The 14,666-nt window shown below is 40.7% G+C and carries 18 protein-coding genes and 1 other annotated feature; all 18 genes read left to right on the top strand.

From position 1 onward, the window contains the following. Positions 1-66: 66 nt before the first annotated feature. The 18 genes from J1899_RS16185 (at position 67) to J1899_RS16100 (ending at position 14,660) form a co-directional block, all read left to right on the top strand. Positions 67-519, top strand: coding sequence for a type II secretion system protein (locus tag J1899_RS16185; protein ID WP_246586501.1), 453 nt, complete (start codon positions 67-69; stop codon positions 517-519). 121 nt (positions 520-640) lie between these two features. After that, positions 641-1,696 (top strand): hypothetical protein, encoded by a 1,056-nt coding sequence (locus tag J1899_RS16180; protein WP_214475219.1) that lies wholly within the window; start codon positions 641-643, stop codon positions 1,694-1,696. 201 nt (positions 1,697-1,897) lie between these two features. Beyond that, positions 1,898-2,470 (top strand): Maf family protein, encoded by a 573-nt coding sequence (locus J1899_RS16175; RefSeq protein WP_214475218.1) that lies wholly within the window; start codon positions 1,898-1,900, stop codon positions 2,468-2,470. Between the two features lie 43 nt (positions 2,471-2,513). Further along, positions 2,514-3,203: a RadC family protein gene (radC, locus tag J1899_RS16170; protein WP_066443159.1), complete on the top strand. Its 690-nt coding sequence runs from the start codon at positions 2,514-2,516 to the stop codon at positions 3,201-3,203. 145 nt (positions 3,204-3,348) lie between these two features. Beyond that, the gene (locus tag J1899_RS16165) at positions 3,349-4,371 is read left to right on the top strand and encodes a rod shape-determining protein (RefSeq protein WP_066443160.1); all 1,023 of its coding nucleotides are present in this window, start codon (positions 3,349-3,351) and stop codon (positions 4,369-4,371) included. 91 nt (positions 4,372-4,462) lie between these two features. Further along, complete coding sequence (gene mreC, locus J1899_RS16160) at positions 4,463-5,362, top strand: rod shape-determining protein MreC (protein WP_066443161.1); 900 nt, start codon at positions 4,463-4,465, stop codon at positions 5,360-5,362. Continuing rightward, positions 5,359-5,874 carry a rod shape-determining protein MreD gene (gene mreD / locus J1899_RS16155; RefSeq protein ID WP_214475215.1) on the top strand — a complete coding sequence of 172 codons (516 nt, stop codon included), beginning with the start codon at positions 5,359-5,361 and terminating at the stop codon, positions 5,872-5,874. Before mreC ends, mreD begins: the two co-directional genes overlap by 4 nt. Before the next feature lie 277 nt (positions 5,875-6,151). Then, entirely contained in the window at positions 6,152-6,829 is a 678-nt protein-coding gene (minC, locus tag J1899_RS16150; protein ID WP_214475213.1) for a septum site-determining protein MinC, read from the top strand. A 1-nt stretch (position 6,830) separates the two neighbouring features. Beyond that, positions 6,831-7,634 (top strand): septum site-determining protein MinD, encoded by an 804-nt coding sequence (gene minD / locus J1899_RS16145; RefSeq protein ID WP_214475211.1) that lies wholly within the window; start codon positions 6,831-6,833, stop codon positions 7,632-7,634. A 140-nt stretch (positions 7,635-7,774) separates the two neighbouring features. Beyond that, positions 7,775-8,557 carry a M23 family metallopeptidase gene (locus J1899_RS16140; protein WP_066443165.1) on the top strand — a complete coding sequence of 261 codons (783 nt, stop codon included), beginning with the start codon at positions 7,775-7,777 and terminating at the stop codon, positions 8,555-8,557. Further along, positions 8,550-9,416 carry a M50 family metallopeptidase gene (locus J1899_RS16135; protein ID WP_066443166.1) on the top strand — a complete coding sequence of 289 codons (867 nt, stop codon included), beginning with the start codon at positions 8,550-8,552 and terminating at the stop codon, positions 9,414-9,416. The genes J1899_RS16140 and J1899_RS16135 overlap by 8 nt, the downstream gene beginning before the upstream one ends. A 23-nt stretch (positions 9,417-9,439) precedes the next feature. Beyond that, positions 9,440-10,906, top strand: coding sequence for an Rne/Rng family ribonuclease (locus J1899_RS16130; protein ID WP_214475209.1), 1,467 nt, complete (start codon positions 9,440-9,442; stop codon positions 10,904-10,906). 49 nt (positions 10,907-10,955) lie between these two features. Then, positions 10,956-11,036, top strand: a sequence feature (ribosomal protein L21 leader region). Between the two features lie 12 nt (positions 11,037-11,048). Continuing rightward, complete coding sequence (rplU, locus tag J1899_RS16125; protein WP_066443168.1) at positions 11,049-11,357, top strand: 50S ribosomal protein L21; 309 nt, start codon at positions 11,049-11,051, stop codon at positions 11,355-11,357. 12 nt (positions 11,358-11,369) lie between these two features. Continuing rightward, the gene (locus J1899_RS16120) at positions 11,370-11,714 is read left to right on the top strand and encodes a ribosomal-processing cysteine protease Prp (RefSeq protein ID WP_214475208.1); all 345 of its coding nucleotides are present in this window, start codon (positions 11,370-11,372) and stop codon (positions 11,712-11,714) included. Further along, positions 11,715-12,008 carry a 50S ribosomal protein L27 gene (gene rpmA, locus J1899_RS16115; RefSeq protein ID WP_066443170.1) on the top strand — a complete coding sequence of 98 codons (294 nt, stop codon included), beginning with the start codon at positions 11,715-11,717 and terminating at the stop codon, positions 12,006-12,008. It abuts the gene before it with no gap. Positions 12,009-12,219: 211 nt separating this feature from the next. After that, positions 12,220-12,780, top strand: coding sequence for a sporulation initiation phosphotransferase B (locus J1899_RS16110; protein ID WP_151573411.1), 561 nt, complete (start codon positions 12,220-12,222; stop codon positions 12,778-12,780). A 103-nt stretch (positions 12,781-12,883) separates the two neighbouring features. Continuing rightward, positions 12,884-14,176: a GTPase ObgE gene (gene obgE / locus J1899_RS16105; protein WP_066443172.1), complete on the top strand. Its 1,293-nt coding sequence runs from the start codon at positions 12,884-12,886 to the stop codon at positions 14,174-14,176. A gap of 28 nt (positions 14,177-14,204) precedes the next feature. Beyond that, positions 14,205-14,660 (top strand): ACT domain-containing protein, encoded by a 456-nt coding sequence (locus J1899_RS16100; protein ID WP_066443173.1) that lies wholly within the window; start codon positions 14,205-14,207, stop codon positions 14,658-14,660. Positions 14,661-14,666 lie beyond the last annotated feature (6 nt).

Below are 14,666 nucleotides of genomic sequence, written 5' to 3'. Positions count from 1 at the left end.
AGCAATCTTCCTCTCTCCGTTGATACTCTGTAAAAAATACTTCTGTCGAAAAAGAGGGGTCTAGTCATGATCAAAATGCACACTAGACTAAACGAAAAGGGACTTACATTAATTGAACTGCTTGCAGTGATTGTTATTTTAGGAATTGTTGCTGCAATTGCCGTTATGTCGATCACAAACGTCATTCAAAAGGCACGCGATCAGGCCTTTGTCGGCAATGCGATCGCTTTGAAAGAAGCTGCTGACTTTTATATTCGCCATGAATTAACAAGCGGGGGCACCCTTCAAGCATCTGTTTCTTATAAAGCGCTGGAAGAACAGCAGTTTATAGATGTGTTTAAAGATCCGCATAGCGGCGACATGCTAGAGCCATCTGATGATACATATGTTGTGATAACAGGAGAATCAGCCACAGCTGTCTGTTTAAAAGGCACCGAGAAAAACCTTTGCACTTATAATGGTGGAGAAAATGCCATTCCAATCAGCGAGTTAATCACAGCAAATATATTGCCGAATTAAAGCTTATATAAAAAATTTGACGAAATTCTCCCATAACAAGACGACAAAAGTCTTGTTATTTTTTTTTGCTGTTGTGTTAGGATGTAACCATTCAAAAATCGACAGGATGGGAGGACAAGCAGTGGAACACAAAAAAGGACAAAAGACAATCACCATTAAAATAAATGGAGAAGACCGGCCATTTCAAGTAAAGAAAACAGATCATCCAGAGAAAAGAAAAGAAAAAAAGGAACCAATGGAGAGTTTTGCAAGCTTCCAGACGGCAGCTGCTCAAGAGGCGGAATCTGATGACCAATTTGACTGGATTCTTCCAGAAGAACATCCAGAAGATGAGGTAAAGGAATTTAACATTGCTTCTGCTCCTGAAAAGAAGAAAAACGTAAAAGGTTTTTCTGTTTTTAACGCAGGGCTGAAAAAGAAAGGAACAAAGAGTTATGTGCCAACGGTCTTTTTTGCTGTGTTTTTCGCCGTATTGCTTGGGACAAGCTTTGGTTTCATTCTATTAAAGCTTGTGATTGCGGAACCTGATGCAACCGCTTCGCCAGCTGCTGGAACACCTTCAGAGGAAACAGGTGAACAGCCAGGTGCGCCTGCTGGTACGATTCAGTTTGAAGCTGGACCTATAAATACATTTATTGTTCAAGGCGGAGTATTTACGACAGAAGAAGGAGTTAAGCAAGAGCTGCAAAAGAGCATGGATAAAGGGGTGCCAGCTTCTTATATTCAGGGTGAAGGCAATTATCCGCTTCTGCTTGCTGTATCGGCTGATCTTACAAAAGCAAAGGCCGCTGGGACTAAGCTGAAAGAACAAGGATTTCAGGTATTTGCAAAAGAGCTCACTTTCGGCGGGACTACCATAGAAGGGCTGACAGAAGATGAAAAAGCGCTGCTTGAACACATTCCAGCTCTTTTTAAAAGCTTAACAGCAAGTGCGTCAGCTGCATTTACTGGAGTTGAAATTCCTGCAGATACAGCTGAAAGTACAGCTGCAGCAGGCGAAGTTCTTACGGCTATTTCAGATGATCAGATCAAACAGGAAAAGCTGATTCTTTTAAAACAGGAGCTGAGTTCGGCACTTGCACAATTTGAAGCATATGTCAGTAAACCTGATACTTCCTTTTCAAATAAACTGCAAGGTCATTTGCTTGCTTTTTTAGCCGCGTATGATGCTTTATAAATGATATTAGAGAAAAATTTTCCCGGGAAATTTTTTCGAGTCTGTTCGATTTTATGTGACAGGCTCTTTTTTTATGCCTAAAGATAGAAAATCATAAAGAATTTCTGCAAAAGCTTTATTAAAAATTGTTTGCTTCTGCAAAGTTTGGTACGATTAGAATGTATCTCCATTCTGGTACAATAACAAAGGTAAGGTGATTACATGCAAACCCTCATTTTAGCCTCTTCTTCTCCACGTCGGAAAGAACTTCTTGAAATTCTTCAACTACCATTTGAAATCAAAAGCAGTGATGTTGATGAAAATTTTGAACCTGGCACAAAACCTGCCGAGGTTGTCATGGAACTTGCTAAACGTAAAGCAGACGCCGTTTTTCAGGATCATAAAGATTCGTATGTGATCGGTGCGGATACAGTTGTTGTGTTAGGTGATGCCATTTTAGGAAAACCGCACGATGAAGATGATGCTTTTACGATGCTTCGTTCTCTTTCTGGGAAACAGCATTCTGTCTTTACCGGTGTATCCATTGTGTCTCCACAAGGCACAACTACGTTTTTTACAGAAACAAAAGTATTATTCTGGGAGTTAGCGGATGAAGAAATAAAGGCCTACTTAAAAACGGGCGAACCTTTTGATAAGGCAGGAGCATATGGAATCCAAGGATTTGGTTCCATGCTTGTGAAGGAAATACACGGTGATTATTTTGCGGTAGTAGGTCTTCCTGTTTCACAAACGGTTCGCAAGTTAAAAGAAGCTGGCTTTAACCTCCCGATGTAATGGCACCATTTCCATAACTCCCTTCAGCAAAGGGAGGAATACGATGGACACGGAATCATTGTTAATAAAGGATTTCCCCGAAAGCGAAAGGCCAAGGGAGCGGTTTATTCAAAAAGGTCCTGAAAGTCTTTCCACACATGAATTAATCGCTATTTTGCTGAGAACAGGCACAAAAGATGAATCTGTTCTGCAATTATCGAATCGTCTTCTTAAGCATTTTGAAGGTCTTCGCTTATTAAAGGATGCAACGCTGGATGAAATTACATCCATTAAAGGCATAGGCACAGCCAAAGCAATTCAAGTCTTGGCAGCCGTTGAAATTGGCAGGCGTATTTCTAATCTCACTTATGAGGAACGATACAGCATCCGCTCTCCTGAGGATGGAGCAAATTATGTCATGCATGATATGCGCTTTTTATCGCAGGAGCATTTTGTATGTTTATATTTGAATACGAAAAATCAGGTGCTAAGTAAGCAAACTGTTTTTATTGGGAGCTTAAATGCCTCTATAGTCCATCCGCGCGAGGTTTTCAAAGAAGCATTAAAGCGTTCTGCCGCTTCAGTAATTTGTGTTCATAATCATCCGTCTGGAGATCCGTCTCCCAGCAGGGAAGATATTGAGGTTACAAAGCGTTTAGGTGAGTGCGGAAAAATAATTGGCATTGAAGTGCTTGATCATCTTATTATCGGGGAAAATAAATTTGTCAGCTTAAAGGAAAAAGGGTATTTATAGCACTAGGTTTTTATTTGACGTTGGGCTATAATATTGTTTATGATTTTTTAGATGCACACTAATAAAATGATATAATGAGGGATATGGACTTAAATTGTTCACGGATAGTGGACAGGTTATATGTATCAGAAAGGGAGATACTGTTATGTTTGGAATTGGAACTAAAGATTTAGGAATAGATCTGGGAACTGCTAACACACTTGTATATGTAAAAGGAAAAGGAATTGTTGTAAGAGAGCCATCCGTTGTGGCCTTGCAGACAGATACAAAAGCTATTGTGGCTGTAGGTAATGACGCGAAAAATATGATCGGCCGTACACCGGGAAATATTGTTGCTCTTCGTCCGATGAAGGACGGGGTCATTGCAGATTACGAAACAACGGCTGTTATGATGAAATATTATATTAAACAAGCGAATAAAAATAAAGGTTTGTTCTCTGGTAAGCCATATGTCATGGTTTGTGTGCCTTCTGGCATTACGGCGGTTGAGGAACGTGCTGTTGTTGATGCAACACGTCAGGCCGGTGCAAGAGACGCCTATACGATTGAAGAGCCATTTGCAGCTGCAATCGGTGCAAATCTTCCTGTTTGGGAGCCAACTGGAAGCATGGTTGTTGATATTGGCGGCGGTACAACAGAAGTTGCGATCATCTCGCTGGGCGGAATTGTAACAAGCCAATCAATCCGCATTGCTGGTGATGAAATGGATGATGCTATTATTAATTATATCCGCAAAACGTACAACCTGATGATCGGGGATCGTACTGCTGAAATGATTAAAGTAGAAATTGGATCTGCCAGTGATCCGGAGGGTGTCGATAATATTGATATCCGCGGCCGCGATTTGTTAACAGGATTGCCTAAAACAATTGAAATTACGGCAGAAGAAATTTCAAAGGCTTTAAATGATACCGTTGCTGCAATCGTGGATGCTGTGAAAGTAACATTAGAAAAAACACCGCCAGAGCTTGCAGCCGATATTATGGACCGCGGAATTGTTCTTACAGGCGGCGGTGCATTGCTGCGGAATTTGGACAAGGTTATTAGTGAAGAAACAAAAATGCCAGTGCTGATTGCTGAAAACCCATTGGATTGTGTAGCCATTGGAACAGGGAAAGCATTGGATCATATTGATCTGTTTAAAACAAAAGCTAAGGATTCACGTTAATCAAGGAAAATAGAATGGCATCATTCTTTTTCAGGTCTGATGCCTTTTTTCCTTTATATGCTAAGTGAAAAAATAAATCGAGGTGTTCAAAATGCCACAGTTTTTTTTGAATAAGCGCCTGATTATTTTGCTTGTCAGCATTATCGTACTTGTGGCATTAATTGGTTTTTCCTTGCGTGAACGCGAAAAGGTTACGTGGCCGGAGCAATTCCTTAAGGACATGACAGGATTTGTGCAAAATGCTCTATCAGGCCCAACAAATTATATTGCCGGCTTTATTGAAAATGTGCAGGACTTGCAAAATACATACAGTGAAAATCAAGAACTCAAGCCGCGGCTAGACAAGCTTGCCAGTCTTGAAGCTGAAGTGCAGCGATTGAAAAAGGACAATGCAGAACTGCGGGATATTGTCGGGAAAGAAGATGCACTCAGTCAATATGAACCGATCCAGGCGACAGTGATCGGAAGAAACCCTGACCGTTATCATGAGAATCTGATTATTAATAGAGGGGAAAATGACGGCATTCAAGCGGATATGGCGGTTATTACGGCAAATGGATTAATCGGTAAGGTTAAGAATGCCCAAAGCTTTACTTCAACCGTACAGTTATTAAGCTCTATGGATCCAACGAATCGGATTTCTGCAGCAATTCAGGCAGAAGACAATAAGAAAGTTTTTGGTTTAATTGAAGGCTATGATAAAGATAAAAAGCTGTTAATGATGACGAAGATTCCGTATGATGCCGAGGTAAAAGAAGGTCAGAATGTAATTAGTTCGGGTCTTGGCGGCGTGTTTCCTGAAGGATTAATTATTGGGAAAGTGGTCGAAGTTGAAAATGCCGAATATGGTTTGACCCAGACAGCTTACTTGGAAACAGGAGCAGACTTATACGATATTAATCATGTCATGGTTGCTAAAATTACAAGCATGTCAGCTGAGATTCAAGAAGAATTGCAAAGTACGCTAGAAGAAGAGGAGGAAGAGGAGTGAGAAAATATCTTCTTCCATTCTTGTTTCTTTTTCTGTTTGTTTTTGAAAGTATTTTTGTGCAATATTTGCCGACTGAAATGTTTGGCAGCGACAGAATTACCGTTCCGCGCTTTTTAATCATCAGTATTTTATTTCTGACTGTGTTCAGCTCGCGTAAATATGGAATTATTTATGGAATAATCTTTGGATTGCTGTTTGATATTGTGTATACAGGCGTGATAGGCATTTATTTGTTTTCTTTTCCAATTTTTGTTTACTTAATGTCCAAATTAATGCGAATACTGCAGACAAACATCGCGATGGTCAGCTTGGCTTCATTACTGTTGATTGTTCTGCTTGAAATAGGTGTATATGAAATTAATGTAGTGATTAATCAGACTGACCTGTCGTTTGCAGACTTTGCTTCTTTGCGTCTTTTGCCGACAGTTGTGCTTAACTCTGCCTTTATCATCATTGCCAGCTATCCATTAAAAAGGCATTTTGAAAAGTTTATGGCAAGTGTATCTGATTAATACAGCAATAATCCGCTGTAATTGATGTTTCATATTCTTTAGGCTGTTGAAAAATATTGTCATCAGCCTAAGGAATCATCTATTAGGTGAAAGGATTTTCTGAGCTTTCTGTCGAATATAATTTCAGATAGAGAAAATCTGTGAGCTTTTTACATGAGGTAGTAGATTCATATAAAAACGAAAAAGGAAGAAATAGAATATCAACTATATATTTTCTGTTTCCTTCCAGTATATGATTTTTATGCGGAGAGCTTTTTCTTGAGGTGAACAACTTGAAATGAAAAAATACCAAAATGTAACGATAAAAGGAACAAAAGAAGGACTAACACTGCATCTTGATGATACATGTTCCTACAGTGACTTGAAAGAAGAGCTCGATCAGAAGCTTTCAGAAAGCAGCAAGTCTCAGAGTGACAAATTAATTTCGGTTATGGTCCAAGTTGGCAATCGTTATTTAACTGCTGACCAGAAGGAAGAATTGAGAGAATTAATCCGTCAGAAGAAAAATCTTGTTGTGGATACGATTAATTCAAATGTGATAACAAAGCAAGAAGCAGAAGCTGAACGAATTGCACATGAAGTGGTGTCCATCGCGAAAATTGTAAGATCTGGACAAGTCCTTGAAGTTGCCGGGGACCTGCTGCTCATCGGTGACGTGAATCCTGGCGGAACCGTGAAAGCGGGAGGGAATATTTACATATTAGGAGCTTTGAAGGGGATTGCACATGCAGGCTGCAGCGGTAATCGGGAAGCTGTGATCGCCGCTTCGGTTATGAAGCCTTCACAATTGAGAATTGAAGAATGTTTAAATCGTGCACCTGATCATTACCCTGGAGAAGATGGCCGCGAAATGGAATGTGCTTATATAGATGAAAACAATCAAATTACAATTGATAGATTACAAGCTTTAATGAATATTCGACCAAATTTATCGAAATTGCAAGGGGGATTCTAGTGTGGGAGAAGCAATAGTCATTACATCCGGTAAGGGTGGTGTCGGTAAAACGACGACATCAGCAAATGTTGGAACTGCCTTAGCCTTGCAGGGCAAAAAAGTATGTCTAGTTGATACAGATATCGGCCTCCGCAATCTGGATGTAGTAATGGGACTGGAAAACCGCATTATATATGACCTTGTGGACGTCGTCGAAGGCAGATGCAAAATTCATCAGGCGCTTGTAAAAGATAAGCGTTTTGAGGATTTGCTTTATTTGCTTCCAGCAGCACAAACGAGTGATAAAAACGCTGTGTCTCCAGAACAAATGAAAGTGTTAATTGATGAATTAAAACAGGATTATGATTATATCGTAATCGACTGTCCCGCAGGAATTGAACAGGGATACCGAAATGCTGTTGCCGGAGCGGATCATGCAATCGTTGTGACAACACCTGAGGTTAGTGCTGTAAGAGATGCGGACAGAATTATCGGCTTATTGGAAAAAGAAGAAGGAATCAGCGCTCCGAGACTTATTATCAATCGTATTCGCAATCATCTGATGAAAAATGGCGACATGCTGGATGTAGATGAAATTACAACCCATCTTTCCATTGACCTGATTGGCATTGTAGCTGATGATGATGAAGTGATTAAGGCTTCAAATCACGGTGAGCCAATTGCTTTAAATCCGAACAGCAAAGCTTCTATTGCTTACCGGAATATTGCGCGCCGCATTTTGGGTGAATCTGTTCCTCTTCAATCACTTGAAGAAGATCAGGCAGGCATGTTTTCCAAAATTAAAAAGTTTTTTGGTGTTAAATAATAATGTGTGTGTATGCACTGTAAGAAATTAAACCGGGGATTCCCGGTTTTTTTATTTGGAAAGCTTCCCCATCAGTCATACTCTATTTGGACAACTCATAAAATGGTAGAAATAAATACCATGATGGTGGTGGAATAGATATGAGCTCAAGAGCTGATGAAATTCGCAAGAAGATGGCTAAGAAGAAAAGAGAAATGGAAAGAACCCCAAATAGAGGACATAAACCTCCTATGTGGATGGAAGAAGAACAGGAAAACGGCTACGGCTACAGTACTATCCCGGATTATGATCATCCGCCCTTAAAAGATGGACATCCTCTTTTTAAAAAAGAAGCGATCATCTTTAAAATTCTTTTTTCGGCATGTTTATTTCTGGCTGTGGCCATTTTGTTTCGCAGCGAAACTCCGTCCTTAACATCGGCAAAAACATTTATCGTCTCTACAATGGAAAAGGATTTTCAGTTTGCGGCCGTTGCAGATTGGTATGAAGATCAATTTGGCAAGCCGCTTGCGTTATTGCCAGTCAAAGACGATGAAAACAATGAAGAAACACAGCAGAACCTCACCGATTATGCCTTACCTGCATCTGCTAAGATTGTCGAAGATTTCGATGATAATGGACAAAGAATGATCCTTGAAACGGAAAAGGGTGCAAGTGTGGAAGCCATGAGTGAGGGATACGTGTCCTTTGCTGGTTTAAAAGAGGACTTTGGCAATACGGTTGTGATTCAGCATCCAGACCGGAGTGAGTCATGGTATGGCAATCTTGAAAGCATTGATGTAAAGCTTTCACAGTATATAAACAAGGGCACTGCTGTAGGAGCAGCTTCAGCGTCTGAAAATGGTGAGAAAGGTTCCTTTTACCTGGCGATTAAAAAGGGAGATGATTTCATCGACCCTATTCAGGTGATCCCATTTGATTAAAATACTGAGCTTGGTAAAATATCTTTATATACATCCGCTCCTATGGGTTGTAATAGGACTGGCCATTGCTACTGGGCATTTCAGAGAATTGCTGCTTCTGCTTTGCATTATCATTGTTCACGAATTTGGTCATGCTGCGGCTGCGGCTCATTATAATTGGCGTATAAAAAGGATTGCTTTGCTCCCATTTGGCGGTGTTGCTGAAATGGATGAGCATGGCAATCGTCCATTGCGTGAAGAACTTATGGTCATATTGGCAGGACCGCTTCAGCATGTCTGGTTAATTGGCGGAGCTGCTTTATTACATAGCGTCTCATGGATGTCAGCAGATGTCTTTCAATTGTTTGTCCACTATAACTTAATGATCTTAGTTTTTAATTTACTTCCTATTTGGCCACTTGATGGAGGAAAGCTCATTTTTTTGTTTTATTCCAGTAAGCTTCCGTTTCCGGCTGCCCATAAAAAAACAATCTACCTGTCAATCAGCAGTCTGGCAGTATTTATGATCTTCTTTTTATTCACTGGGCCTTTTAATTTAAATATTTGGATTGTAGCTGCTTTTTTGGCATTTTCACTATATTATGAATGGAAACAAACCAGATATACATTTATGCGCTTTTTGCTGCAGCGCTATTATGGAAAGCATACAGATATACGGATATTAAAGCCGATTGTTGTGGACGAACAAGACAAATTGATTGATGTGCTTGATCAATTTCAGCGCGGCTGCAAGCATCCGATCGTGATTGAGCAGGATGGATTTGAAAAAGGGACGCTTGATGAAAACGAACTTCTTCATGCTTATTTTTCTGAAAAGCTTGTAACTGCTAAAATAGGAGATATTGTTTATCTGTATTAAAGAATAAAGCGAGGAACCTAGAATTGGAAAAGCTAATCATTAACAGCACCACAAGGGAAAAAAGGTATATTTTGCTTAAGGATCATGTAGTAGAAAAACTTGTGATTGAACAGCCAAAGCAGCAGGCAGCTGTGGGAAATATTTATTTAGGACTGACTGAAAAGGTTCTTCCGGGCTTAAATGCTGCATTCATAGGCATTGGTCAGGAGAAAAGCGGGTTTCTTCATAAAGAGAAGCTTAGTTCCTTTGTGAATGAAGATCAGGAAAAGGCGGTAAAAGAGAGCCGTTCAATCTCGTCATATGTACATCAGGGTGAAAAAATGCTTGTCCAGATCGAGAAGGATGCTGCCGGGACAAAGGGACCGAGACTAACCGGTATAATCGAACTGGCGGGAGAGCACATGATCTATATGCCGGAAGGACGTTATGTGGCTATTTCGAAAAAAATAGACCAGCCAGTGGACAGACAGCGCCTGAGAAGCTTTGGGATGAGAGAAAAAAATGATCGTGAGGGCCTCATTTTTAGAACATCGTCTCTAGAGCAGCCTGAATCTGCTCTTCTCGAAGAGCTTCAAAACCTGCGAGAACAATATAAAGAGATCTCTGCACTGGCTGCGTCCAGAAAAAAGCCTGGGCTTGTATTTGAAGAAGACGTCTTTTTACAAAGCTTGATTGAAGAAGTGAAAAAAATGAAATCAGGCGAAATCCTGGCTGATGATCGCTCTGTACAGACATTGCTTGGCCGCTATACATCTTTGCCTGTTAGTCATTACCATGATAAAGAAAATATTTTAGCCTCTCATAGTCTTGAAGGCGAAATCGAGAAAGCGATTAAGCGAATTGTTTGGCTAAACCAAGGCAGCTATTTAATATTCGATGAAGCTGAGGCTCTTACAGTTATTGACGTCAATACTGGGAAGTTCTCAGGCAAGCAGAATCGGCAGGATACGGTTTATAAAACAAATGAGCTTGCAGCAAGAGAAGCGGCAAGACAAATCAGGCTTCGTGATCTCGCGGGCATCATTTTAATTGATTTTATCGATATGCAAAATGAGAACGATAAAAAATCAATTATAAAGGTTATGGGAGAAGAGCTTGCGAAGGATGAACGGCAAACAAAGCTGATCGGCTTTACTCCATTAGGCATATTGCAGCTGACGAGAAAAAAGACGAAAAACTCTCTGCGGGAAGTACTTACTTCCTCATGTGGAGTTTGTCATGGAACAGGACGGGTCCTAAGCGCGGAAAGTATTGCTTTTCGATTAGAAAGGGAGCTATGGGAGTATCGGGGCAGTGATTATGACGCAGTGCTGATTAGACTGACACAAGATGTAAAGGATGTTTTCTTGGGAGAACAAGCAGTTCATCAGCAGCGATTAGAAGAAATGCTCGGAATGAAATTGTTATTTTCAATTGCTGAAGATGTAATCCCTTCATATGAGATTAAGCAATTGGGTGCTTATTCTGATCTGAAAAAGAATTTACATTGACATATATCCTGATAATATGATAGTATTTTCATGTTATGTTTGTAGCGCACCTGTGCTACAACCGCACAGACCAGGTGTTAAGAGGTAGCTTTCCGCTTCCCACCTGAAGATGGCGAGTCTTAGTTTATGAGGAGGTGCATTTATGTACGCGATTATTGAAACTGGCGGTAAGCAAGTACGTGTAGAAGAAGGTCAAGCAATCTACATCGAAAAACTTAACGGCGAAGCAGGCGAAACGGTAACTTTTGATAAGGTTCTTTTTGTAGGTGGAGAAAGTGTGAAAGTAGGAAGCCCGGTTGTTGAGGGTGCTACTGTAACGGCTAAAGTTGAAAAACAAGGCCGTGCGAAGAAGATCACTGTATTCAAATACAAAGCGAAAAAGAACTACCGCAAAAAGCAAGGTCATCGTCAGCCTTACACTAAAGTTGTTATTGAAAAGATCAACGCATAAGGCGATTCTGACATGATTGATATTACGATTTATCGTAATCAAACCGGTAAGATTCAATCCTTTGCCATCAGCGGCCATGCTTTTTTTGCCGAAAGAGGTCAGGATATTGTGTGTGCAGGTGTTTCTGCTGTCTCCGTCGGCGCAATTAATGCGGTGCACGAGCTGACAGGTGTGACACCAGATATCACCCATGATCCCGATGGACTGCTTCACTGCACTCTTCCTGATGACCTGTCAGGAGATGTACTTGATAAAGTTCAGCTTTTGCTACAAGGAATGGTTGTCTCGTTGCAGAGTATTGAAGAGACTTACGGACAGAATATAAGAATTACCTTCAAAAAACAGGAGGTGGAATAAATGCTATTAAAATTAGATCTTCAGTTGTTCGCTTCTAAAAAAGGAGTAGGTTCTACTAAGAACGGCCGTGATTCAATCTCTAAGCGTCTTGGCGCTAAGCGTGCGGACGGTCAATTCGTAACTGGCGGCTCTATCCTTTACCGTCAGCGCGGAACAAAGATTTACCCAGGTGTAAACGTAGGTAAAGGTGGAGATGACACACTTTTCGCAAAAGTGGACGGTGTTGTTAAATTCGAGCGTCTTGGACGTGACCGCAAGCAAGTGAGCGTATATCCACAAGCACAAGAAGCATAAGCGATTAGGAAAACTCTAACCTTTATGGTTAGAGTTTTCGTTTTATATACAGCTTTTCCTTTGAGTCGTCCCAAAAAAATGATGAAAAAATGAAAAGATGTACTTTACAGTCATGTTATTTGCTCAAATTAGATTACGTCCAGTTGCTTTTTTGATATACTTACTAAAAGGATGATTTCGTCACTACTTAGTATAGGAGTATCTGTATCTTATGGATAAAGAATGGGATATGATTGAAGTGCTGCGCCATGCACGTCATGACTGGCTTAACAAACTTCAATTAATCAAAGGAAATCTGGCACTGGATAAAATAGATCGGGCAAAAGAAATTATTGATGAGATTGTGTTGGAATCGCAGCAAGAGGCGAAGCTTTCAAACTTAAAAATTCCTCTATTTGCATCATTGCTCCTCACCTATAATTGGGAAAATCACTTTTTTCAGCTCGAATATGATGTGCTGGAGGTTGATGGAAACAGCTGTATTAAACAGCTGGATGACAAAGCGCTGGCACAATGGACAAGCACATTTTTTGAGTGCCTCAATGCATCGGTAAAACCTTATTATGAAAATCACCTTTCAGTTTCAATAGAGCCCCAAAGCGAAGCAGCGCGATTCTTTTTTGATTTTAGCGGGATCATAGTCGATAAAAGTATGTTAAACGAGTTTTTTACAAGCATACCGAACTTTTTAAGCGTACATCTTCATGAGTTTTCAGATATGGAGCTTGGATTGGAAGTTTTCGTGCCTTTTAGCATGGAAAATAAAAAGTAGTGATTCTCGTCGAATAGCATTTCATCAAACATGCACAAGCTAAGGCTATAAAGAGCTGGCATTATAGAAGCAGATTATCTGCATGACGGGAGGAAGTTAAACAATGTTTGTTGATCAGGTTAAAATATATGTAAAAGGCGGAGATGGAGGCAACGGGATGGTTGCATTCCGCCGTGAAAAGTATGTGCCAAAAGGCGGTCCCGCTGGCGGTGACGGCGGTAAAGGAGCAAATGTCGTTTTTGAAGTAGAAGAAGGCCTGCGCACCTTAATGGATTTCCGCTACCAAAGACACTTTAAAGCAACACGCGGTGAGCATGGGATGTCTAAAAATCAGCATGGCCGCGGTGCAAAAGATATGGTTGTAAAGGTTCCGCCCGGTACGGTGGTATCTGATGCAGAAACAAATGAAGTCATTGCAGACTTAACAGAGCATGGCCAAAGAGCCGTTATTGCTAAAGGCGGAAGAGGCGGAAGAGGTAACTCGCGTTTTGCTACACCTGCAAATCCGGCTCCTGAACTTTCAGAGCACGGAGAACCAGGCCAGGAGCGTGATGTGATTCTTGAGCTGAAGTTATTAGCGGATGTTGGCTTAGTTGGATTCCCAAGTGTAGGAAAATCAACCTTGCTTTCAGTCGTGTCATCTGCACGTCCGAAAATTGCTGAGTACCACTTTACTACCATTGCACCTAACTTAGGAATGGTCGAGACAGAGGATGCAAGAAGCTTTGTTATGGCTGACCTTCCAGGTTTAATTGAAGGAGCACATGAAGGAGTTGGTCTTGGACACCAATTTCTTCGTCATATCGAAAGAACAAGAGTTATTGTCCATGTCATTGATATGGCTGCAACAGAAGGCAGAGATCCTTACGAGGACTATGTGACAATCAACAAAGAATTAAAGGAATATAATTTGCGTTTAACAGAAAGACCGCAAATTATTGTAGCGAACAAAATGGACATGCCTGAAGCGGAGGAAAATCTGCAGCTGTTTAAAGAAAAGCTGGAGGAAGATTATCCGATTTTCCCAATTTCGGCTGTTACACGCAAAGGTCTTCGTGATTTGCTGTTTGCCGTGGCTGATAAAATTGAGCAAACGCCTGAATTCCCGCTTATTGAGGAGCAGGAAGAGGAAAGTGGCGTTCACCGCGTTCTTTACAAGCATGAATCACAGCAAACTGAGTTTGTGATCACACGTGATTCTTCTGGAACGTTTATTTTAGAAGGAGATGCGGTTGTTAAGCTCTTCAAGATGACCGACTTCAGCCGTGAGGAATCTGTACGCCGTTTTGCACGTCAGCTGCGAGGAATGGGCATTGACGATGCACTTCGTGAAAAAGGTGCGAAAGACGGAGACACTGTTAAGCTCATGGAATTTGAATTTGATTTTGTTGACTAGCCTTTTCAGAATGTGACGAGGTGTAAAAATGAAACAAGATAAGTCTGATAAAAAATTCTTTTTAATAAGAGAAGATGTCTTGCCTGAAGCGATGAAAAAAACGTTAGAGGCAAAGGAAATGATCGAGAGAGGGAAAGCGGAATCTGTATGGGAAGCTGTTCAAAAAGTGGACCTAAGCAGAAGTGCTTTTTATAAGTACCGTGATACCGTTTTTCCTTTCCATACGGTTGTAAAAGAACGGATTATTACTTTGTTTTTCCATCTGGAAGATCGTTCAGGCACATTATCACATTTGCTGAGTGTTGTGGCGAATTCAGGCTGTAATGTTCTGACCATCCACCAGACAATTCCGCTGTTAGGAAGAGCGAATGTAACTTTATCATTAAATGTAGCTGAGATGGCTACTGAAATTGATGAACTGCTGACAAATTTAAGAAGACTTGAGTTTGTTGATAAAGTGGAGGTACTCAGTTCAGGTGCGTAGTGTACG

Origin of the sequence: Cytobacillus gottheilii (assembly GCF_018582665.1) — a bacterium.
GTDB classification, from domain to species: Bacteria; Bacillota; Bacilli; order Bacillales; family Cytobacillaceae; genus Cytobacillus; species Cytobacillus gottheilii.
This window is presented reverse-complemented; position numbering and strand designations above follow the sequence as displayed.

What these genes read in the sequence shown, in the direction of transcription:
- J1899_RS16185 (WP_246586501.1), top strand. Translation starts at nt 67, where the DNA reads ATGATCAAAATGCACACTAGACTAAACGAAAAGGGACTTACATTAATT.
- J1899_RS16175 (WP_214475218.1), top strand. Translation starts at nt 1,898, where the DNA reads ATGCAAACCCTCATTTTAGCCTCTTCTTCTCCACGTCGGAAAGAACTT.
- radC (WP_066443159.1), top strand. Translation starts at nt 2,514, where the DNA reads ATGGACACGGAATCATTGTTAATAAAGGATTTCCCCGAAAGCGAAAGG.
- J1899_RS16165 (WP_066443160.1), top strand. Translation starts at nt 3,349, where the DNA reads ATGTTTGGAATTGGAACTAAAGATTTAGGAATAGATCTGGGAACTGCT.
- mreC (WP_066443161.1), top strand. Translation starts at nt 4,463, where the DNA reads ATGCCACAGTTTTTTTTGAATAAGCGCCTGATTATTTTGCTTGTCAGC.
- minC (WP_214475213.1), top strand. Translation starts at nt 6,152, where the DNA reads ATGAAAAAATACCAAAATGTAACGATAAAAGGAACAAAAGAAGGACTA.
- J1899_RS16140 (WP_066443165.1), top strand. Translation starts at nt 7,775, where the DNA reads ATGAGCTCAAGAGCTGATGAAATTCGCAAGAAGATGGCTAAGAAGAAA.
- rplU (WP_066443168.1), top strand. Translation starts at nt 11,049, where the DNA reads ATGTACGCGATTATTGAAACTGGCGGTAAGCAAGTACGTGTAGAAGAA.
- J1899_RS16120 (WP_214475208.1), top strand. Translation starts at nt 11,370, where the DNA reads ATGATTGATATTACGATTTATCGTAATCAAACCGGTAAGATTCAATCC.
- rpmA (WP_066443170.1), top strand. Translation starts at nt 11,715, where the DNA reads ATGCTATTAAAATTAGATCTTCAGTTGTTCGCTTCTAAAAAAGGAGTA.
- J1899_RS16110 (WP_151573411.1), top strand. Translation starts at nt 12,220, where the DNA reads ATGGATAAAGAATGGGATATGATTGAAGTGCTGCGCCATGCACGTCAT.
- obgE (WP_066443172.1), top strand. Translation starts at nt 12,884, where the DNA reads ATGTTTGTTGATCAGGTTAAAATATATGTAAAAGGCGGAGATGGAGGC.
- J1899_RS16100 (WP_066443173.1), top strand. Translation starts at nt 14,205, where the DNA reads ATGAAACAAGATAAGTCTGATAAAAAATTCTTTTTAATAAGAGAAGAT.